The 22,007-nt window shown below is 44.0% G+C and carries 23 protein-coding genes; 1 reads left to right on the top strand and 22 read right to left on the bottom strand.

Annotated elements, in window-relative coordinates:
* Positions 1-29 precede the first annotated feature (29 nt).
* The 22 genes from ylqF to H7992_RS17390 all read right to left on the bottom strand — a co-directional run bounded on the left by ylqF (position 30) and on the right by H7992_RS17390 (position 21,548).
* Positions 30-893, bottom strand: coding sequence for a ribosome biogenesis GTPase YlqF (gene ylqF, locus H7992_RS17285; protein ID WP_187045417.1), 864 nt, complete (start codon positions 891-893; stop codon positions 30-32).
* A 17-nt stretch (positions 894-910) separates the two neighbouring features.
* Positions 911-1,471, bottom strand: coding sequence for a signal peptidase I (gene lepB, locus H7992_RS17290; RefSeq protein ID WP_067211292.1), 561 nt, complete (start codon positions 1,469-1,471; stop codon positions 911-913).
* A gap of 95 nt (positions 1,472-1,566) precedes the next feature.
* Positions 1,567-1,911 carry a 50S ribosomal protein L19 gene (gene rplS / locus H7992_RS17295; protein WP_067211295.1) on the bottom strand — a complete coding sequence of 115 codons (345 nt, stop codon included), beginning with the start codon at positions 1,909-1,911 and terminating at the stop codon, positions 1,567-1,569.
* Positions 1,912-2,043: 132 nt separating this feature from the next.
* A complete protein-coding gene (gene trmD, locus H7992_RS17300; RefSeq protein ID WP_067214015.1) occupies positions 2,044-2,781 on the bottom strand; it encodes a tRNA (guanosine(37)-N1)-methyltransferase TrmD in 738 nt (245 codons plus the stop codon).
* Complete coding sequence (gene rimM, locus H7992_RS17305) at positions 2,781-3,296, bottom strand: ribosome maturation factor RimM (RefSeq protein ID WP_067214014.1); 516 nt, start codon at positions 3,294-3,296, stop codon at positions 2,781-2,783. Before rimM ends, trmD begins: the two co-directional genes overlap by 1 nt.
* Before the next feature lie 239 nt (positions 3,297-3,535).
* Entirely contained in the window at positions 3,536-3,769 is a 234-nt protein-coding gene (locus H7992_RS17310; protein WP_067211298.1) for a KH domain-containing protein, read from the bottom strand.
* A 15-nt stretch (positions 3,770-3,784) separates the two neighbouring features.
* Positions 3,785-4,057: a 30S ribosomal protein S16 gene (gene rpsP, locus H7992_RS17315; RefSeq protein WP_067211301.1), complete on the bottom strand. Its 273-nt coding sequence runs from the start codon at positions 4,055-4,057 to the stop codon at positions 3,785-3,787.
* A gap of 112 nt (positions 4,058-4,169) precedes the next feature.
* Positions 4,170-5,525 carry a signal recognition particle protein gene (gene ffh / locus H7992_RS17320; protein WP_187045418.1) on the bottom strand — a complete coding sequence of 452 codons (1,356 nt, stop codon included), beginning with the start codon at positions 5,523-5,525 and terminating at the stop codon, positions 4,170-4,172.
* Between the two features lie 12 nt (positions 5,526-5,537).
* Positions 5,538-5,873 carry a putative DNA-binding protein gene (locus H7992_RS17325; RefSeq protein ID WP_067211307.1) on the bottom strand — a complete coding sequence of 112 codons (336 nt, stop codon included), beginning with the start codon at positions 5,871-5,873 and terminating at the stop codon, positions 5,538-5,540.
* Between the two features lie 99 nt (positions 5,874-5,972).
* The gene (gene ftsY, locus H7992_RS17330) at positions 5,973-6,965 is read right to left on the bottom strand and encodes a signal recognition particle-docking protein FtsY (protein ID WP_067211310.1); all 993 of its coding nucleotides are present in this window, start codon (positions 6,963-6,965) and stop codon (positions 5,973-5,975) included.
* 14 nt (positions 6,966-6,979) lie between these two features.
* Positions 6,980-10,537, bottom strand: a complete 3,558-nt coding sequence (gene smc, locus H7992_RS17335) for a chromosome segregation protein SMC (RefSeq protein WP_187045419.1) — start codon at positions 10,535-10,537, stop codon at positions 6,980-6,982.
* A 2-nt stretch (positions 10,538-10,539) separates the two neighbouring features.
* Positions 10,540-11,307, bottom strand: a complete 768-nt coding sequence (gene rnc / locus H7992_RS17340) for a ribonuclease III (protein ID WP_067214016.1) — start codon at positions 11,305-11,307, stop codon at positions 10,540-10,542.
* A gap of 146 nt (positions 11,308-11,453) precedes the next feature.
* Entirely contained in the window at positions 11,454-11,690 is a 237-nt protein-coding gene (locus H7992_RS17345; RefSeq protein ID WP_067211315.1) for an acyl carrier protein, read from the bottom strand.
* Between the two features lie 249 nt (positions 11,691-11,939).
* A complete protein-coding gene (fabG, locus tag H7992_RS17350) occupies positions 11,940-12,686 on the bottom strand; it encodes a 3-oxoacyl-[acyl-carrier-protein] reductase (RefSeq protein ID WP_067211318.1) in 747 nt (248 codons plus the stop codon).
* Positions 12,686-13,630, bottom strand: coding sequence for an ACP S-malonyltransferase (gene fabD, locus H7992_RS17355; RefSeq protein WP_187045420.1), 945 nt, complete (start codon positions 13,628-13,630; stop codon positions 12,686-12,688). The genes fabG and fabD overlap by 1 nt, the downstream gene beginning before the upstream one ends.
* A complete protein-coding gene (gene plsX, locus H7992_RS17360; RefSeq protein ID WP_067211322.1) occupies positions 13,630-14,619 on the bottom strand; it encodes a phosphate acyltransferase PlsX in 990 nt (329 codons plus the stop codon). Before plsX ends, fabD begins: the two co-directional genes overlap by 1 nt.
* Positions 14,616-15,200 carry a transcription factor FapR gene (gene fapR, locus H7992_RS17365; RefSeq protein WP_067211325.1) on the bottom strand — a complete coding sequence of 195 codons (585 nt, stop codon included), beginning with the start codon at positions 15,198-15,200 and terminating at the stop codon, positions 14,616-14,618. The genes plsX and fapR overlap by 4 nt, the downstream gene beginning before the upstream one ends.
* A gap of 532 nt (positions 15,201-15,732) precedes the next feature.
* A complete protein-coding gene (gene recG, locus H7992_RS17370) occupies positions 15,733-17,775 on the bottom strand; it encodes an ATP-dependent DNA helicase RecG (protein WP_187047940.1) in 2,043 nt (680 codons plus the stop codon).
* Positions 17,762-18,670 carry an L-serine ammonia-lyase, iron-sulfur-dependent, subunit alpha gene (sdaAA, locus tag H7992_RS17375; protein ID WP_186671272.1) on the bottom strand — a complete coding sequence of 303 codons (909 nt, stop codon included), beginning with the start codon at positions 18,668-18,670 and terminating at the stop codon, positions 17,762-17,764. Before sdaAA ends, recG begins: the two co-directional genes overlap by 14 nt.
* A gap of 28 nt (positions 18,671-18,698) precedes the next feature.
* Positions 18,699-19,361, bottom strand: a complete 663-nt coding sequence (sdaAB, locus tag H7992_RS17380) for an L-serine ammonia-lyase, iron-sulfur-dependent subunit beta (protein ID WP_187045421.1) — start codon at positions 19,359-19,361, stop codon at positions 18,699-18,701.
* A 138-nt stretch (positions 19,362-19,499) separates the two neighbouring features.
* A complete protein-coding gene (locus tag H7992_RS17385) occupies positions 19,500-21,167 on the bottom strand; it encodes a DAK2 domain-containing protein (RefSeq protein WP_187045422.1) in 1,668 nt (555 codons plus the stop codon).
* A gap of 18 nt (positions 21,168-21,185) precedes the next feature.
* Positions 21,186-21,548: an Asp23/Gls24 family envelope stress response protein gene (locus H7992_RS17390; RefSeq protein WP_067211331.1), complete on the bottom strand. Its 363-nt coding sequence runs from the start codon at positions 21,546-21,548 to the stop codon at positions 21,186-21,188.
* A gap of 217 nt (positions 21,549-21,765) precedes the next feature.
* On the opposite strand from H7992_RS17390, the gene rpmB reads away from it, so the two are divergent.
* A complete protein-coding gene (rpmB, locus tag H7992_RS17395) occupies positions 21,766-21,954 on the top strand; it encodes a 50S ribosomal protein L28 (RefSeq protein ID WP_067211334.1) in 189 nt (62 codons plus the stop codon).
* Positions 21,955-22,007 lie beyond the last annotated feature (53 nt).

Genomic DNA, 22,007 nt, shown 5'->3' on the forward strand with positions numbered 1-22,007 from the left:
CGCGGAATTAATTCCGTGCCGGCATCGGCCTAGTCATTTTGTGATTGTTGTGATGTGAAGTCAAATGTCAGTTTACCAAGGTATTCATTACGAATATCACGGACAACCAACTCTGCCACTTTGTCATAATCGACTTCTCCACCGACAGCATACACTTTACGAAGTGAACCAATCTTTTCAAAAATCGGAAGGATTTCGTCGCCGACGGTTGTTAATCCATATCTGTCTGTCAGCCGAGCTGGATAATTCGCCTCGAGGAAACGAAGGCCATACACTGCCAAGTCTTCCATATTTACAATTTTATCCTTAATAGCGCCTGTCAGTGCAAGCTTAAAGCCAATTTCTTTATCCTCGAATTTAGGCCACAGAATACCTGGCGTATCTAAAAGTTCAAGCTCTTTTTCATATTTAATCCACTGTTGAGCTTTTGTAACGCCAGGCGTATTACCTGTTTTCGCAATATTTTTCTTGGCAAGTCTGTTAATAAGTGTCGATTTCCCAACGTTTGGAATTCCCACTATCATCGCACGCATGGCGCCCGGACGAATGCCTCTTGAACGCATTCTTTCCAACTTCGGCTCCAAAATCTCTTTCGCAGCTTTTATAACAGTCTGAAGCCCTCTACCTTCAAATGAATTGATGGCAACTGCACGCATTCCTTGCGCTTCAAAATAACGGATCCAGCGCGCTGTTTCCGTTTCATCCGCAAGGTCCATCTTGTTCAGTATAAGAAGTCTTGGTTTTTGATGAATGACTTCGTCAATCATCGGATTTCTAGAAGATAGCGGAAGCCTAGCATCGATTAATTCAAAAACGATGTCAACAAGCTTCAGTTTTTCGGTTACTTCTCGGCGAGCTTTCGCCATATGTCCGGGAAACCATTGAATTGTCATGTTGTTAGTTCCTCCCGTCAGTTAATAATTCCAAAATCTTTAATCGGCCAGAAAACGACTTTTGTACTACCAATGATTTCATCGATGGCAACAGCTCCAATATGCCTGGAGTCTTTACTCTTTCTTCTGTTATCCCCCATGACAAACACATGATCTGCCGGGACTGTCGTGCTTTGGATTTTCTCTTCAAGTGTGAAATCTTCAGTCAGCGGACTGTCTGCCACTTCCGATTTGTATTGATCGAGATAAGGCTCTTCGAACGGTTTTCCATTGACGTATAAAACGTCATCCCGGTATTCTACTTCGTCGCCAGGAAGTCCAATTACCCTTTTTATGTAATCTTTCTCTTCAGGTGCATGAAACACAACGACATCAAACCGTTTTGGTTCTCCAATTGTATAACCAATTTTATTAACAATCATTCGATCGCCATTCTCAAGTGTTGGCATCATCGAAACACCATCGACAACGATCGGTGTAAAGAGGAAAACTCGGATGATTGCTGCAAGGCCGAATGCGATTAAAAGCGCCTTGACCCATTCCCATGTTTCGTTTTTCTTCTTCTTTTCATCATTCATTGGCAAGGCCTCCTGCTTACTACTGTTCTTATTGTACAGTCTATTTATTTTTGAGGCAAAAAGAAAGGAGGCCGTTTGTGGGCCTCCTGCATTTTTTATCGAAGTTCTTTGATACGTGCAGCTTTTCCGCGCAGACTGCGAAGGTAGTACAATTTCGCACGACGTACTTTACCACGACGAATTACTTCAAGTAGTGTGATTTTTGGTGTGTGTACAGGGAATGTACGCTCAACACCTACACCGTTGGAGATTTTACGAACCGTGAATGATTCACTGATTCCGCCTCCACGACGTGATATAACAATTCCTTCAAATAGCTGAATACGCTCGCGCGTTCCCTCTACGATTTTCACGTGCAAACGAACTGTATCTCCTGCACGGAAAGCTGGATGATCAGAACGAAGCTGATCTTTTGTGATTGCTGCAATAATTTGTTGCATAGTTAATCTCTCCCTATCCTCAGGTGCTCTTACACTTCTTGCCTTTGCAGCGGAACATCTGTCAGTATGTACTTACATAGAAGCACATAGTAGATAGTACCACAAATCACAAGTCGTTGCAAGGTCATCTACTTATTTGTTTTCTCGCTTTAATTGATGAAGGAACTTGCGTTGATGCTCAGTAAGCGGTGCATCTTTCAGCAAATCTTTTCTGCGTTCGAACGTCCGGAGCAATGACTGCTGTTCACGCCATTTATCGATTTCTGCATGATTGCCGGATAACAATACATCCGGTACTTCCATCCCATTAAAATTAGATGGGCGTGTGTATTGCGGATGTTCAAGCAATCCTGTCGAAAATGAATCGAGCACAGGTGAATCAGCATTGCCAAGGACATTCGGCAACAACCGGACAACACTGTCAATCACAGCCATTGCAGCGATCTCTCCACCCGTTAGGACGAAGTCGCCAATGGATAACTCGTCCGTGACAAGATACTGGCGTATACGCTCGTCATAGCCCTCATAATGGCCGCATATGAACACGACATGTTCTTCAGAAGAAAGCTCTTCCGCTTTCTTCTGTGTAAATGTTTCTCCCTGAGGACACATCAAAATGACACGTGGTGGTTTTTCAAGCCCTTCAGATATAGCTTCGACTGCTGCAAAGAGCGGTTCAGGTTTAAGGACCATACCCGCGCCTCCGCCATAAGGATAATCGTCAACTTTACGATGCTTGCTTGTAGAATAATCACGAAAATCGGTGACACCAAATGTGACTGCACCGTTCGCCTGCGCCTTTTTCATGATCGAGGAATGAAGAACACCTTCGAACATTTCCGGAAACAGTGAAAGGACATCGATTTTCATCATGAAAGAAGTCCTTCCATCGGATCAATGATGATTTTCTTACCAGCTATATCGACTTCTTTAACGATGTCTTCGATATAAGGAATGTAGTGAGGCTTACCTTTTTCAGGCGTTACCGTCCACACATCATTCGCACCGGTTTCAAGAATTTCAGTCACTTCACCTAGTTCGATACCTTCAGTCGTGAACACTGTACAACCAACGATTTCGTGGTAGTAGAATTCGTTTTCGTCCAAATCGCCAAGTTGGTTTTCCGGTATCATGAAAATACCGTTGCGATACTTTTCAACATCGTTAAGATTTGGATGATTTTCAAATGTTAACAAGTCAAAGGTCTTGTGCTGACGATGACTTGCTACAGTTAAGTAAATAGGTGTCTTGCTGTCCGGCATGAACAAGGCAAGCTTGTTTCCGACCGTATAGCGTTCTTCCGGGAAATGAGTACGCGAGATAACGCGGACTTCTCCACGGATACCGTGCGTATTAACAATTGTACCAACGTTAAACCATTGCATAAAAATCACACCTTCCTTTATTTTAAATAATAATAACTTATATATGCCGAAATAAAGAATTCCATTGAATCCGCTACGGCGCTCGGGGATGCCTCCCGCCATAAGCCAAGCAGCTTCGCTACCAGGCTAATGGCTACGGCTACCCCATTGAGGAGCCTACGCTCAGTTAATATAGGCATTCATGTGTTCAACTTAAATAGACAAAAAAGGAAGGAACATAGGCTCCCTCCTTTTCTGTATCAATCTATAATATCGATATAAACCTTCTTGCCGTGGTGACTGCCTGCTGCTGAATAAACAATGGTGCGTATCGCTTTCGCAACACGTCCCTGCTTTCCGATAACTTTTCCCATATCTTCGGGATTTACGGATAATTTATAGATGACACGATTATCATGTTCATCCATTGCAATCCGAACATCCTCTGGATAATCGACTAACGGTTTAACGATTGTCTCAATCAGCTGCTTCATGTACACCCCTCCTGATTACTTACCGAGTTTAGCGTTATGGTATTTTTCCATGATGCCTTTGTCGGAAAACAGGTTACGGACAGTATCAGATGGTTTCGCACCCTCTTGAAGCCATTTAAGAGCTAGCTCTTCATTGATTTTTACTTCAGCTGGTTTTGTAAGCGGGTTGTAAGTACCAACCGTTTCGATTTGACGACCATCACGTGGTGAACGTGAATCTGCTACTACAATACGATAGAAAGGAGTTTTCTTTGCTCCCATACGTTTAAGACGAATTTTTACTGACATTTTTACTTGCACCTCCGAATAGTTTCACACAAGATAGTATATTATCAAGCTTTCTGTTGTTTGTAAAGTGTTTTTTCTTAACACCTTGAATTTCTTTCGAAAATCCAGGATTTTATTTAAAAAACGAATCCAATCCAGGCATTTTCATCTTCTTTCTACCTTTTTGTTGCATGCCGGTCATTTGTTTAACCATTTTTTTCATGTCTTCGAATTGCTTTAATAGCCGATTGACATCTTGAATGGTTGTTCCTGACCCTTTTGCAATTCGCTTGCGACGATTTGCATTGATGATCTCAGGTGTATTGCGCTCCGCCGTAGTCATCGATTGGATTACCGCTTCAACGCGTCCCATTTGGCCTTCGTCAACTTTAGCATTTTCGAGACCTTTGATTTTATTGGCACCGGGCATCATTTTCAAAATTTCGTCGAGTGGCCCCATCTTCTTGACTTGCTGAAGCTGATCAAGGAAGTCATCGAGCGTAAATGATTGCGTCCGGAACTTCTCTTCAAGTTCCTTCGACTTCTCTTCATCGACATTCTCCTGTGCTTTTTCAATAAGAGACATGACATCGCCCATACCAAGAATTCGGGATGCCATACGTTCCGGATGAAACGGTTCCAGTGCATCCATCTTCTCGCCCATCCCGACAAACTTAATCGGTTTGTCTGTAACAGCTCGGATAGAAAGCGCCGCTCCGCCTCGAGTATCCCCGTCAAGTTTAGTCAGGATAACGCCTGTTATTCCGACAGTATCATCGAAACTTTTAGCGACATTTACAGCATCCTGCCCAGTCATTGCATCAACGACAAGGAATACTTCGTCCGGTGTACTAAGGTCCCGAATATCCTTCAGTTCCTGCATCAGTACTTCGTCAACATGTAGCCTTCCAGCTGTATCAATGATAACGACATCATGATGTTCTTTCTCCGCCTCTGCAAGCGCCTGGCGTACAATTTCAACAGGTGAAATGTCAGTTCCCAGTGCGAACACAGGCATTGTCAATTGCTTACCGAGTGTTTCCAACTGCTGAATCGCAGCGGGTCTGTAAACGTCTGCCGCGACAAGTAGCGGCTTTTTATTGTGCCGTTTGCGAAGTACGCTTGCCAGTTTCCCCGTGGTTGTCGTTTTACCCGCACCTTGCAGACCGACCATCATAATGACAGTAGGTGATTTTCGTGAAAACTGGATTGGGTTCTGCTCGCCGCCCATCAGATTCGTTAGTTCATCTTTAACAATTTTAACAACCTGTTGACCGGGAGTTAGACTCTTCATGACGTCATGTCCGACTGCACGTTCACTTACTGTTTTGACAAACTCTTTGACAACTTTCAAGTTAACATCGGCTTCAATAAGCGCAAAACGTACTTCACGCATCATTTCCTTGACATCAGCTTCGTCAATCTTACCTTTGCCCCTAATTTTCTGTAGCGTCCCTTGCAGGCGCTGGGCTAATCCTTCAAATGCCATGCACAGAGCCTCCTACTCATGATTTCTTAACGCACTTAACAATTCTTTGATTGTTTCCGATTTTTTATCTGTATCGGTTATGAGCTGCTCAAGATAATCTACAATTTCTGCTCGCTTCTGGAATTCTGAAAATAAATTCAACTTCATTTCATAATCTTCGAGCATCGCTTCCGTCCGGCGAACATTGTCATAGACAGCCTGACGCGATACGCCGTATTCACCAGCAATCTCACCGAGTGAAAGATCTTCTAAATAGTAAAGTTGCATATAAAGTCTTTGTTTATCAGTCAAAAGTGACTGATAAAAATCAAAGAGGAAGTTAATGCGTGTCGTTTTTGCAAGCGTCATACGCTTTGCCTCCCCGCTATGTTCTTCCTAAGTCATCATAGTATGACAACCTCGTACTGTCAAGTCATTTTACTTGTCTGTGTCAAAAAGCGCAAACACCTAGACATTATCTTCTTGTTCAAGTCCATCCGCAAATAGGCCGTAGACATACTTTTCTGGATCAAACGGTTGTAGATCATCCACACCTTCACCGAGTCCAACGAATTTAACTGGGATATTTAACTTTTTCCTAATAGCAAGTACGATACCACCTTTTGCTGTGCCATCAAGCTTCGTCAAGACGATACCTGTAACATTCGTCGCTTCTTTGAATGTCTCCGCTTGGATCAATGCGTTTTGCCCCGTTGTTGCATCGAGCGCTAAGAGTACTTCATGCGGTGCGCCTTCTACTTCTTTACTGATAACCCGGTGCACTTTTTGAAGTTCATTCATCAGATTCACTTTATTTTGAAGCCTTCCCGCGGTATCACAAATAAGAACGTCCACTTTGCGGTTTTTTGCAGCACGGATTGCGTCGTACATGACTGCAGCAGGGTCAGACCCTTCCGATTGACGGATTACTTCTACTCCAGCACGTTCACCCCAGACGACAAGTTGATCGATAGCACCAGCACGGAATGTGTCGCCGGCCGCAAGCATAACCGTCTTGCCTTCTGCCATAAGTCGCGCTGCCAACTTCCCAATTGTCGTCGTTTTTCCAACGCCATTAACGCCTACCATTAAGATAACAGTTAGACCGTCTTCTTGAATACGCAGTTCGTTGTCGAGTTCTTCGCCAGCTTGGTAGATTTCAACCAGTTTTTCAGAAATAACTGATTGAATGCCCGCTGTATCTTTAATATTTTTTCGCTGTACTTCAACTTTAAGTAAATCGATGAGCTCCATGACTGTTTCAAAACCGACATCGGCCTGTAACAGTAGCTCTTCCAATTCCTCAAAGAATTCTTCGTCAATTACTCTGAAACGCGCAACAAGATCATTCACTTTGGATGTGAACTGATCTCGCGTTTTTGATAAACCATCTTTAAATTTCTCTGTTACTGCTTCGTTTGTACCCGTGATTTTTTCCTTGAGTTTCTTAAAAAAAGACAATTATAGTCACTCCTTTACATGATTGCTTCTTCCGGCACCTCGGAAATTTTAACCGAAATAACCCTGGACACGCCTGATTCCTGCATCGTGATTCCATAGAGCACATCCGCACCTTCCATCGTACCCTTCCGATGTGTAATAACGATGAATTGTGTCTTCTCCGAAAACTTCTTCAGGTATTTACTGTAGCGTATGACATTCGCTTCGTCGAGCGCGGCTTCGACTTCATCAAGAATACAAAAAGGTACTGGTCGTACTTCGATGATTGAAAATAACAACGAAATCGCAGTTAACGCACGTTCTCCACCTGATAAAAGGCTTAAACTTTGCAGCTTTTTCCCTGGCGGACGTGCGACAATTTCCACACCAGTTTCAAGTAAATTGTCAGGTTGCGTAAGTATCAAATCCGCCTCACCGCCCCCAAACATTTCCTTAAACACATGTCGGAAGCGGTTCTGGACAGCATTGAATGTCGTCAAAAAACGCGTTGTCATTTCAGCGTCCATCTCACTCATCGCTTCGTGAAGTGTCGTTTTCGCTTCTAATAAATCATTCCGCTGTTCATCCAAAAAGAGATGACGTTCAGATACTTCTTCAAACTCCACAATAGCTCCGGGATTAACGGGTCCCAAAACTGCCAGTTGACGTTTTAAAGATTCAACTTTTTCTCTGGTCTTCACTTCATCAAAATCGTCCGCAATAATTCCATCCGCAAACAATCCATATTCAGTTAGAAGCTGCTGCGTGACCGCTTCATATTTCACTTCGAGACGTGATAGCACGATAGAGACCGCATTCAATGCAGAGATTGTTTCTCCCGTACTACCTCGAAGTTTTTGAAGCGTTGCACTTTTCTCTTCAAGTAAATTTGCAAGCTTTGTGCGGATTTCCCTGTCTGTCATAATCGATTTCTCGATTAATTTCTTGTCAGCAGATGCCCTTTCAATCTCCATTGCGATTTGTTCCGCACTCAACTCTCCACCATTTTCATTACCAGTGAAATACTGCATTTCATCACGCAAGGCAGTCAATTTAACTTTTGCTTGAGCAGATGCATCTTCCATTTCGTCGATTGTCACTTGCAGGTGTGCTTTCTGTTCACGCAAAACAGCTATGCATTCTCGAAGCTCATTGTATCGACTTGTTAATGTAGCCTCTTCGTTCCTCCGATTAGTAGCTAGACGTTCAAGCGACTCCACTTTGGATTGAATTGCTTCTAGCTCACTTTTCACGCGTTTATGATTTTGATGTAATGCTGCTTTCTTTTCTAACAATTCCGATCCAGTATTCTCGACACCGCGTCTTCCCAACTCAGTCGATGCTATCTCTGATTCCACCGATTTAATGGCGATATCAGTTTCACGAATGCCGGATTCCGCTGCTGCAATTTCAATTTGCAGACTGTCCGTTAGTTTACGTAACTGATCCACTTCGTATATCTGCTTGGCAACGCCCATTTTCGTGTCGCCTATTTTCTTAGTAGCGGACTCAATTGAATCAGCCATACGAGTTAGTTGCAGCTGTAACGTTTCGAGTTCAGCTTTTCTTGTGAAGACGGATGCCTGTCCTTTGACTCCACCACCTGTAAGTGAACCACCAGCATTCACAACATCCCCGTCAAGCGTCACGACACGGAAACGATAGCCGAGTATCCCCGCAATGGCGGATGCCCCTACGAGCGTTTTTGCGACAATCGTATTACCAAGTAAGTTTTCAGTGATAAGTGCATATGTAGCATCAGTCTGTACAAGACGATCGGCAGTTCCGATGTATTCGGGATGCAGTTCAACCGAGCGCAATGCTGCTGGTTGAATTTTCCGGGATTTCATCACATCTCTCGGCAGGAATGTTGCCCTTCCAGCGTTCTTCGCTTTTAAGTAGCCGATTGCTTTTCTCGCTTCCGGTTCAGTTGCCGTCACGATATGTTGCATCGCACCGCCAAGCGCTGTTTCCACCGCTTTTATATACTCTTTTTCAACGGAAATAAGTTCTGCGACTGCACCGTCAATTCCGGCTAGTTTTCCTGACTTTTTCGCAACAAGAATCTCTTTTACACCTGAATAGAAACCTGAGAAATCCGCTTCCATACTTTCAAGTGCACGAACTCTACCATGCATTTCATGTTGCTTGTTAAGTGCCTTTTGCATGAGTTCCTGCTGTGAAGCGAGTTCATCTTCAGTCTTCCGCAACGCCTTTGACAATTCACGATAGGCCGAATCCGATTCCTTCAATTTCCGTTTCAAGACAGTCAACGAATTCGCTTTCACAGATTTTTCCTGTGTAAGTTTTTCATAGCGTTCCTGCAAAATAGATGTCTGAAGTATAATTTTTTCGGATGAAGACTGCTCCCCTTGAAGACGCTCTTCCGCGTGCTTCAAGTCGTTGCGGATCGTCGCTTCCTCGTTCAACCTGTCAATATAAGCTGATTTCAATTCATCTATTTCTTTTTCCGTCTCTTTGACAGAGCGTTTCAGTATGTGAGAAATACCATCCATCTCAACTTTTGTTTTTTCGTATTCTATTTCTGACTGTTGCTGCTTTTCACGGGCCGCACCAAGTTTTTCTGAAAGTGTTGCCAACTCAGTTTCGGTATTAGCAAGTTCAAATCGAGACCTTTCAATTAACTGGTCAGCATTGCGACGTTTTTCAAGTGATAAAAGACGTCTTCCTTCCCACTTTTCTGTCTCTGCACTTGTGACTACAAGTTTTTTTTGTAACGCATCCAATTGTTCGTCCATTTTCGCAAGTTCTTTCTTCGCAAATTCGGACGCTTCTTCAGCTTTCCTTGATTCAGCCTCAAGTAAAATCTTCTTCTCCTGAAACTTTTCGGCTTCTTGCGATCTTTTCAAAATTTCATTGCGGAGATTTCCCGCGTCAAAGGTCAGCAGAGACACATCCGCTTCACGCGTCTCTTCCGAAAGCACTTTATGTTTTTTAGCAGCTTCTGCACTATTCCGTAACGGCTCAATTCTCGATTCAAGCTCTTTTAAAATATCAAGCACACGGTCAAGATTGTCTTCCGTCTCAAATAATTTGTGCTCCGCTTTCTTTTTCCTCGTTCTGTACTTCAGAACTCCCGCCGCTTCGTCAAAAATGCTTCGTCTGTCTTCAGGGCGGCTATTTAAAATTTCATCTACGCGCCCTTGAGAAATCATTGAAAATGCTTCTTTCCCAAGTCCAGAATCCATGAACACATCATTGATATCTTTCAGCCGGCACTGTTGGCCGTTTAATAAATAAGCGCTCTCCCCTGATCGGAAAACGCGCCTGCTGACACTTACTTCCGTATAGTCGAGTGGAAAAAGACCTTTACTATTATCAAGAATAAGCGTCACCTCTGCAAAATTAAGTGATTTACGTGAATCACTCCCCGCAAAGATGACATCTTCCATTTTAGAACCACGGAGCGATTTCGCCGATTGTTCGCCAAGAACCCAACGAATAGCATCTGTAATATTACTTTTTCCACTTCCATTTGGACCAACTACAGCTGTAACACCAGGGACAAAATCAATCGCAATCCGTTCAGCGAATGATTTGAATCCCATAATTTCAAGTCTTTTCAAAAACACGATTAATTCTCTCCTTCAGCCTGCCGACTCTTTAAATCTTGAATTGCATGGCGGGCTGCTTCTTGCTCGGCCTCTTTTTTTGATTTACCGAGACCAGTTCCAAGTTGTTCATCGCCAAGTCGCACGACAGTTACGAAACTTTTCGCATGAGCAGGACCTTTCTCTTCAACGATTTCATACTGCAATTGACCATTATTCGTCTGTTGAACGATTTCCTGAAGACGGCTTTTATAATCCATCACATGCGAAAAAGCACCGACACTAATTTTAGGGAAGACGACTTTTTCAAGGAATGGGATAACCGCCTCCATCCCTTGATCTATGTACAGAGCGCCTATAAACGCCTCAAATACGTCAGCGAGTAATGCAGGGCGCATTCGTCCACCCGTCTGCTCCTCCCCTTTCCCAAGCAGGATAAAGCGACCTAACCCAAGTTCGTTAGAAAACTTCACAAGGGACGGTTCGCAAACAATCGCAGCCCTTAGTTTCGTAAGTTCCCCTTCAGTCATATTAGGCTCTGTCGAATAAAGGAATCGGGACACACCTAACTCAAGAACCGCGTCACCTAAAAATTCCAATCTCTCATTATCCGTGAAATTTTTTCTCCGATGCTCATTCACATAAGATGAATGTGTAAATGCATTATACAGTAGTGATTTGTTTTTGAAATGGACGTCCAATTCATTTTGTAAGTCATCGAATTTGTTTCGAATCGCTACGGGTAAAAGCGCAATTGTTTTTTTTCCTTTGAAGTTGTTTGTATGGGTCATCATCGATTCTGCCTTTCGGTACATAATGTTTATAATTTTACCCTTTTCAACGCCACAGTGCAAAAAAAGTTTGCTATAAACCCGAAAAGAGACGCTTTCAATCCTTTCAAGTAGAAAGGATGAAAGAGTCTCAATCAGAATAGCAATTAGTTCACTTTCGTTTCGATATGCGAAACTGCGTCACCGACAGTTGCAATCTTTTCAGCTTCATCATCGGAAATTTCCATTTCGAACTCATCTTCTAATTCCATTACTAATTCTACGACGTCCAATGAATCGGCGCCTAGATCATCACGGAAAGAAGCTTCCATTTTAACTTCACTTTCATCGACGCCAAGGCGGTCGACAATTACTTTAGTTACACGTTCAAGTACTGTTGACAAATTTGTCACCTCCTCTCAAGAAAAGTGGAAGCGCCTCAATGAACACAGCCTAAGTTCGCCACGTCGTGTGGCAATGGCTGCGTGACCTACAATCCTGTAGGCCCGCGACAGGCATAAGACGGGCCAGCGAAGCAACGTTCTTTGCTACATAGCTGGACTGACTTATGACCCGAGCCTCTAGGCGCTGGAACTGGACAATAAGAAAAGCATAGGCGCTAGAGCAGACACCAAAGCGCTTTAACACCTCTATTACATTACCATACCACCATCAACATGAATCGTTTGACCCGTAATATAGACTGCATCCTCCGATAATAAGAACAGAACAGTACGTGCGACATCTTCAGGTCTGCCAAGTTTACCTAGCGGAATAACCGATAGCATTTGATTCTTCACTTCTTCGCTCAATGCATCCGTCATATCCGTCGTAATGAAACCAGGCGCTACTGCGTTTACATTAATGTTGCGTGAAGCGAGTTCTTTTGCCGCCGTCTTTGTAAAACCGATGACGCCAGCTTTTGCTGCTACATAGTTTGCTTGTCCAGGATTTCCAGAAACACCGACAATCGATGCAACGTTGACGATTCTTCCTGCACGTTGTCTCATCATTTGGCGAGTGACGCCTTTTGTACAAAGAAAAACACCTTTTAAATTGATATTAATGACATCGTCCCATTCGTCTTCTTTCATACGCATGAGCAAATTGTCTCTCGTAATACCTGCATTATTGACAAGGATATCAATAGATCCAAACATTTCCAAAGTTTTATCGACCATGTTTTTAACACCGTCAGCATCGGATACGTCTGCCTGAATAGCGAACGCTTCTCCTCCGGATTCTGTAATCAACTTAACGACGTCATCCGCTTTATCCTTACTTCCGCTGTAGTTGACAGCAACTCGTGCGCCTTCTTTAGCAAGAAGTAGTGCTATTTCACGGCCAATTCCACGTGATGCTCCCGTGACAATTGCGGATTTACCATCAAATCTACCCATTACGACCACCCTTTCGAAGCTTCGATTACCGTTTGCAATGTCTCTTCATCATAGACTGGGAATACCGTTACACTCCGGTCAATCTTTTTAACGAGGCCACTTAGTACTTTTCCTGGACCACATTCGATGAAATGAGTAACACCGAGGTCAAGCAATGTACGTACTGAATCTTCCCAAAGTACCGGGGAATAAAGTTGTTCGACGAGGAAGCCTTTTATATCAACACGATCAGTAACGATCGCAGCATTCACATTAGCAACAACTGGAATGGATGCATCCTTCATCTCGACCTCATCAAGTGCAGCCCGCAGTTTTTCTGCCGCCGGCTGCATAAGTGAAGAGTGAAAAGGTCCACTTACATCCAGTGGAATCGCTCTTTTCGCGCCCGCTTCTTTCAATTGGACACACGCTTTCTCGACGCCTGCTTTCGTACCGGAAATAACGATTTGTCCCGGACAATTCAAGTTGGCCGGTTGGACAGCGAAACCATCTGCTGTAATAGCATCTGTGACTTCTTTTAACTTCTGCCCATCGAGCCCAAGAATTGCCGCCATTGCCCCTTCACCAGCAGGCACCGCTTCATTCATGTACAAGCCCCGCTTATGAACGACCGACACTCCGTCTTCAAATGACATTACACCCGAGGCAACGAGTGCCGTATATTCCCCAAGACTATGTCCTGCCGTAAAGTCTGGCGTAACGCCTTCGTCTATCAATCGCGAAGCAATCATCGATCCGACGGTAAGTAGTGCTGGCTGTGCATTGTATGTCAGCGTCAGTTCATCTTGAGGTCCTTCTAGAATTAATTGACTAAGTTGAAAATCAAGTACACGGTCTGCCTGTTCTAAGAATTGCTTACTTTTGTCATGCGTTTCCGCGAACTCTTTTCCCATGCCAGCTGATTGTGAACCTTGTCCTGGGAAAATGAATGCAATCTTTGTCATCAATTTTCCACCTTTCTTATCGTTTCACGAATTGTTCCACAAACATCATATTCCACCATCGTTCTCGCTTGCCGAACGGCGTTCAATATAGCATTCGCATTTGAAGAACCATGTGCTTTTATAACAGGCGAATTCAAACCAAATAAACCCGCCCCACCATACTCTGTGTAATCCATTTTGTTTTTCAGTCCACGCAAATCGTCTTTCACAAGTGCTGCAGACAGTTTTGACTTCAATGAAGCGCTATACACTTCTTTCAACATAGAGAAGAAAGCAGATGCAGTCCCTTCCAGCGTTTTCAGAACCATATTACCCGTGAAGCCATCTGTAATGACGACGTCCGCCACGCCAGTCAATAGATCACGCGACTCAACGTTGCCGATAAAATTAATGGGCGCTTTCGAAAGCAAGTCAAAAGCAGCCTTTGTCAATTCATTCCCTTTTCCTTCTTCGGTTCCGATATTTAATAAGCCGATGCGTGGATTTTCAAGCCCCCGCACCTTTGTGGCGTAGATACTTCCCATAACCGCATATTGTTCAAGATGAGATGGTTTCGCATCCGAATTTGCACCAAGGTCCAGCATGACAAATCCTTTTCCATCGATCGTCGGAAGTGTAGGTGCTAAGGCAGGTCTCTCAATACCATCAATCCTACCTACGATGAATAGACCTGCCGCCATTAAAGCACCTGTATTACCAGCAGAGACGCAAGCTGAAGCTTCGCCATCTTTAACAGCTTGAGCCATCCTTACCATTGACGCATCTTTTTTCCGGCGGATAGCACGAACCGGCTCATCGTCTGGTTCAATTTTCTCTGTACAGTGAATCACTTTAAGGCGGGCATGCTCCTTCAAGAAAGGTGCCATCGCCTGTTCATCACCATAAATATGTATGTTTATATCTTCGAACTCAGCGAGACTTTTAAGCGCACCGGCAATAATTTCACCAGGCGCATGATCTCCGCCCATTCCATCTACAGCTATGATCATTTTAATTCCCCCTGCTTCCTATCAGTCGTCCGGTACATGTGAAATTCGCCAGTGAATACCGTTTCGTCATTGACCGTCGATGCGACCATGACTAATGTCCGCTTTTCTCCCAGACTTTCTTTCTTCACTTCTGCACGTGCAACAACTCTATCGCCAGCTCTCACCGGTTTCAAAAAGTCAATGGTCGACTTCACAGTCAAAGCAAGATCATCATTCATAACTGCAACAGCAAGTGAGTTTGCCTGGGCAAACAGATGATGTCCACGCGCAATTCCATTACGCTGGAAGACATGATCTTCAGTCACATCAAATATCGACAGCGCCCTCTTATCGAGTTCCATATCGATGATATCCCCAAAGACTTCATCGGAGTGAAGAGACTTCACTTCCTCTTTCATCGTTCGAGACGCAACCGTTTTCAAACGTTCCCGCAGTTCGGGAATTCCGCGCTCTAGCCTGTCCAAACGTATCGTCTGGACACTTACAGTAAAATGTTCCGACAATTCTTCATCTGTCAGGAATGGATTTTCTTCAAGCAACTTTCCAAGCAGTCGTTGCCTTTCCTTTTTAGGCATTCTCAATCGGTTCACCTTCCGGATTAGCACTTGGTACTAATAGCAGTATATAAAAATAGAAAAAAGAAAGCAAGCACAGAAATGCGGAGACGACCGTTTAGATGCGACAGGCATAAGACGATTTGGCGGAGCGGCGCCCTTTGCCGCACAGCCGAAGCGGCTTATGACCCGAGCATCTGGGAGTCGAAGCTAGACAGCGTAGAAAAGCAGAAGGCTTCGTTTAACCCCGAAAAGCGCTGGAGGACTTATGGAAAAAGGCGCCCTTTGCCTTTATCCATAAGTCTGAAGCGTCTCGAGTGGTTAGGCGCTGAAGCTGGACAGCACAGAAATGCGGAAGGCGTCGTTTAGCCCCGAAAAGCGCTGGAAGTCCACAGGAAAAAGGCGTACTTTGCCTTTATCCTGTGGACTGGAGCGACTCGAGGGGCTGACGCCTGTAGCTAGACAGCACAGAAATGCGGAGACGACCGTTTTTAAGGAACGCAGCCTAAGTTCGCCACGTCCTGTGGCGACAGCTGCATGACCTACATCCTGTAGACCCTCAATCAATCCTATCGCCACTAAGAGCACCCGACTCTTCAAGATGTGATCGAAGAATCGCGTATTCCTGATCTTCCCAAAAGTGACGCGACTCTAATAGTTGTTCCGCGTCTTTCCTTGCCGTTTCGAGCGCCCTATAATCGTGGACGGGATCTGCTACTTTAAACTCAGGCATACCGCTTTGCTTTTTCCCAAAGAAATCGCCGGCACCTCTTAGTTCGAGGTCCTTTTCTGCTAAAACAAATCCATCATTCGTTTCTGTCATCGTTTGCATCCGCTCTTTTCCCTCTTCGGTTTTGGGATCAGCAAGCAGAACGCAATAGGATTGCTCGGCGCCCCGACCTACTCGCCCCCTCAGCTGATGGAGTTGAGCAAGTCCAAAGCGCGTCGCGTCGTAAATAAGCATGAACGTCGCATTTGGTACGTTGACTCCGACTTCAACGACAGTCGTCGACACTAGAACATCGATTTTACCTTCACTGAAATCGCGCATGATGGCATCTTTATCGTCCGAATGAAGACGGCCATGCATGAGACCGACTGTGTATTTACCACTAAAATGAGTCGAAAGCTGACTATGGACATCCACTGCATTTTGGACATCTAATTTGTCGGATTCCTCGATTAATGGACAAATAACATATGCCTGACGTCCGGCACTTAATTCATTTTCCATCTTCCGTAAAACTGGAAGAAGGGAATCCTCTTTCAACCAATGTGTTTCAATAAGTTTTCGGCCAGCCGGCAACTCATCGAGTATGGAGACATCCATTTCACCAAAAGCAGTAATAGCAAGCGTTCGTGGAATCGGAGTTGCAGTCATGAATAGAACATCAGGATTCAATCCTTTATCCCGTAAAACGCGCCGTTGTTCGACACCGAAACGATGCTGTTCATCCGTAATAACCAACCCAGGATTTTTAAAGATGACATCAGGTTGAATGAGGGCGTGCGTGCCGATAAGCAAATCCACTTCACCTGATTCAAGTTTTTCAAGCAAATCTCTTCTCGCCTTCGCCTTTGTAGATCCAGCGAGGAAAGCAACTGTAATGCCGTGCGGTTCAAGCCATTCTGCAAGCGTAGATGCGTGCTGTTCGGCAAGGATTTCTGTAGGTGCCATAAGGGCCCCCTGAAATCCTGCCGTGATAGCAGCATACAAAGCGATTGCCGCTACGACTGTCTTTCCGGAACCAACATCTCCCTGAAGGAGACGGTTCATCCTAGTCGGACTTTTTAGTTCCCCACATAATTCATTGACAACCCGCTTTTGAGCCCCTGTCAATTCAAATGGCAATGCAGCGATGAAAGTCTTCACTTTGGCAAGGTCATAGTCGATAGCTACGCCTTTCTCCGCTTCTTTTCGTGCTTTCTTCATGCCCAGCATCTTCAGCTGGAACATGAGCAGTTCCTCATAGACAAAACGTCTTCTCGCATGTTTCACATCAGCAGGGCTTGTTGGAAAATGAATCATCTCAAGTCCATTTCCGATGGCTGGCAATCGATACATTTCACGAATATCAGCGGGTAGTGATTCTGCGTGCTGACCGACAGCTGCATCCAATGCACTTCGCATGAAGCGCCGAAATGTCTTCTGATGCATAACACCTTTCAAACTGTATACCGGCTCAAAATCAGCTTGATCTGTTTTTGGGCCGTCCTTGAAGTTGCTTACATTGATTACTTGCCTGCCCCGATCCCATTTCCCAGTAACTGTGACAATCGTCCCAAGTGACAAACGCTCTTTTAAGTAATGTTGATTGAAAAAAACCGCCTTCACAAGATGCCTTCCGGCAAGAAGACGGATTTGTAAACGGGATCTATTTTTCCCCAAGAAAAGAATGGAAGGCTCACTTTCGACCCTTCCTTCAATTGTGACTCGTTCATTATGCGGGGTTTCAGTCAAATCTTTTAACCTGAAGTCTTCATGACGGTACGGGAACGTCATGAAGAGGTCTTGAAGCGTTGAAACTCCAAGTGCCTCAAGCTGTTCGCCGGCCGCTTTTCCGACTCCTTTTATCGTCGTTACAGAATCATGAATTGACAGTGTCACTATCTACCTTATCCTTACCAAATATCTTCGCTTCAAGCGCTTTTCCGGTTGGCGTAGCAGCCAATCCGCCTTTAGCTGTTTCCCGTAACGCTGAAGGCATAGACTTACCTATTTTATGCATTGCTTCAATTACTTCATCTGTAGGAATACGGCTAACGACGCCTGCTAGTGCCATATCTGCTCCAACGAGTGCCTTTGCCGCTCCCATTGCATTCCGTTTCACACATGGTACTTCAACAAGTCCAGCAACCGGATCACAGACAAGACCTAACATATTCTTCATAACGATAGAAAATGCTTCTGCACTTTGTTGTGGAGTCCCGCCCGCCATTTCAACAATTGCAGCGGCTGCCATTGAACCTGCTGAACCTGTTTCCGCTTGGCATCCACCCGCTGCGCCTGATATCGATGCATTATTCGCAACGACAAACCCGAAAGCACCAGACGTAAATAAATAATTAATCATTTGTTCCCGTGTAGGATTCAATTTATTTTTCACCGCAAACAAAGTACCAGGTACGATTCCTGCTGCACCCGCTGTTGGCGTTGCACAAATCGTCCCCATTGCTGCGTTTACTTCATTCGTAGCGACTGCCTTACTGACAGCATCCATAACCACATCGCCGCAAAGAGATTTGCCTGATGCCATATATTTTTGAATAAGAACCGCATCGCCACCCGTAAGACCGGATGCTGAATGCACACCCTGCAATCCTCTTTCTACCGCCTTTTCCATCACCGTTAAGTTATTGTCCATCTGCGCGATGATTTCTTCTCTTGTACGTTTTGTTATAAGAATTTCTTGTTCAATCATGATTTCTGAAATAGGCTTGTTCTGCGACTCTGCAAGTGCAACAAGCTCTTTAACGTTACTAAATAAAACGTCCATCTATGTTTGCCTCCTATTTTACAGTTCTTTAGTTTGCCAATGTCGAAACTTGCGTTACATTCGGCAATGATTCCAACTCATTTATCAGTGCTGCGTCGATCATTTGATCAACTTCAATCACCATAAGGGCCATATCCCCTTTTTCTTTTCGGTCAACTTCCATATGTGCAATATTTATATTTAGTTTTGCAATTGCGTTGGAAACGCTTGCAATAACACCTGAACGGTCATTATGAACGATGAGAAGTGCGGGGTAATGCCCCGATAATCTAAGCGGGAATCCGTTAAGTTCAACAACTTCCATCGTTCCGCCACCTATAGAAATTCCAGTCAGCTCCATAACGCCCTCACTGTCCCCAATTACAAGACGGGCCGTGTTCGGATGTACCGCCTCTTCCTCTTCAGGAATAAATTCAAAAGTCAATCCAAGTTTCTCTGCATCAGCAAACGCAGACTTTATACGCTCATCGAATGTATCATAATCTAATAATCCACCAATAATTGCTACATCCGTACCGTGTCCTTTATACGTTTCTGCAAAAGAACCATAAAGATGAACCCGAGCCCATTCCGGCTGTCTGCCAAACAGTGTTCGTGCGACACGGCCGATTCTTGCAGCGCCGGCAGTATGTGAAGATGATGGCCCTATCATAACTGGTCCAATTATATCGAAAACTGATCTGAATTTCATAAACGCTACCCCCTCTTAATAAGCACGTACTGTTATTCATTTTACATGAGTTTTGCTTTAAAGACAAAAGATGTTGTTCCTTGTCGACGCAAGTAAAAAGCAGTGCGGCTTTTTACAGGCGCACTGCTCGTTACTAGTTTATTCAACTGAAATGATATAGGGATACAATGGTTGTTTTCCGTTATAAAGTTCAACTTCTGCGTGATCAAAGTTATCCTCTACATAACTTACGATTGCAGAAGCATCTTTCTCGCTAATGTCTTCACCATAAATAATTGTAACAATTTCATCATCTTCATCAATGATCGAGTTCAATAGTGTTTGCATGACATTTTCAAGTGAAGGCGCAGATGTAATAATCTTACCACCTGAAATACCCATGAAGTCGTCTTTTGTAATTTCCACCCCGTCAATCGATGTATCTCTTACTGCATGTGTAACTTGTCCCGTTTTCACGAACGATGCAGCCTCTGTCATCGCTGCGACGTTTACACTCACTTCCGCTTCCGGATTGAATGCAAGTATAGCAGCAAGTCCTTCGGGTACTGTTTTTGTAGGAACGACAGCTGCTTCAATACCGATCACATCGGCCGCTTGCTGTGCTGCCATAATGATGTTTTTGTTGTTAGGTAAAATGAGCACTCGTTCAGCACCGACTGCCTCAATTGCCTTGACAATATCTTCTGTCGATGGATTCATCGTCTGCCCGCCTTCAATAATGGCAGAGGCACCTACGCTTTTCAGTAATTCAGAAATACCTGCTCCCATAGCAACTGTTACGACCGCGTATGGATGTTTTACAACTTCTTTTTTCGCCGCATTTTGTACCGAATAATTTTCTCCGACGATTTCGAGATGCTGCTGACGCATATTTTCAATTTTAATTTTAATAAGGGAACCGAATTTCTGCCCGTAACTAAGTGCGTCACCCGGTTCTTCTGTATGGATATGTACTTTCGCAACTTCATCATCAGAAATAACAAGTAAAGAATCACCGAATTGACTCAATCCTTGGCGGAATTCGGATTCATCGTATGGACTCGTTTGCAGTTTATCATCCTCGAACTTAACCATGAATTCCGTGCAATATCCGAATTCAATGTCTGCCGTATTCATGAACCCTTGGACGCTGCGATGATGTTCCGCACTCACTAAGTCGTCCATGGAATCGACGATAGTTCTTGCTGGTAGTTCTTCACCTTTTAAGCATGCCAAGAAGCCTTCGTATACATAAACGAGACCTTGTCCACCACTATCAACAACTCCAACTTCCTTCAATACAGCTAATAAATCCGGTGTCCGCTCAAGTGATGCTTGTGCTTCTTTCACTATAGCTTCCATTACTTCAATAATGTCATCTGTAGTCGCAGCTTTTTCTACTCCGATAGTAGAGGCATCTTTTGCGACGGTTAAAATTGTTCCTTCAACAGGTTTCATAACCGCTTTATAGGCCGTTTCAACGCCATACTTCAAGGCACCTGCAAATTGTCCTCCATTGACAGTCGCTTCATTTTCAATCGCTTTCCCGAAACCACGGAATAACTGTGAAAGAATAACGCCGGAATTACCGCGCGCGCCCATCAGCAATCCTTTCGATAACGCTTGTGCAGTTTGACCGATATGGGTAACCGCATTTTCTTCAGTTTCCTTCGCTCCTGAAGTCATCGATAAATTCATATTCGTACCTGTATCACCATCAGGTACCGGAAAAACATTTAGTGAATCGACATAATCGGCATTTTGATAAAGATGATGTGCACCCAACTTTATCATTTCCGCAAATTTCAAACCATCTATGGTCTTCATAGAAATTATTTCCTCCTCTTACAGGTTCGTCACTCGGACTCCCTGGACAAAAATATTAACAGATTTCACAGTCATGCCGACTGTCTTTTTCAATGTATACTTCACTTTTGATTGTACTTGGTAGGCGACTTCTGAAATTTTAGTACCATATCCAACAATGATATACATATCGATATGCGTATCATCGCCAAGATTACGAACGATGACTCCCCGCGTGAAATTTTCTTTCCCTAGGATTTCAGTAAGGCCATCTCTTATCTGATGCCTTGAAGCCATTCCGACAATCCCATAACACTCGATAGCCGCCTCACCAACCACTTGGGTAATGACGTCATTCGTAATATCGATTTTGCCGTATTCATTCTTTACTTCGATTGACATGTGTAATACCCCCTGGATCCTTTTTCACTAACCCCATTGTACTATACCTGTTATAATAATAAAAGAAAGCGATTCTATGACTTTTAAACGTGTAAAGGCTTTTACCTTGAAAGATGTCACAAAAAAGGTTGCAACACGTTTACGCATATGATACATTATTATGGTATGCGAATAAAGAAGTAAATCACTTAATCAACATTCGCAAGGAGGTACTATTATGTCTAAAGAATGTGTTATTACAGGACGCAAAGCCCGTACAGGCAATGCACGCTCCCACGCAATGAACGCAACTCGTCGTTCATGGGGTGCGAACCTTCAAAAAGTCCGAATTCTCGTTAACGGTAAACCTAAACGTGTATGGGTCTCTGCTAGAGCCCTTAAATCAGGTAAAGTTCAACGTGTGTAAAGGACTGTAATTAAAGTTTAAGCGCCTTGGTATTTAAACTTTAAAGAAAATAA

This window comes from Sporosarcina sp. resist (assembly GCF_014302295.1).
GTDB lineage: Bacteria > Bacillota > Bacilli > Bacillales_A > Planococcaceae > Sporosarcina > Sporosarcina psychrophila.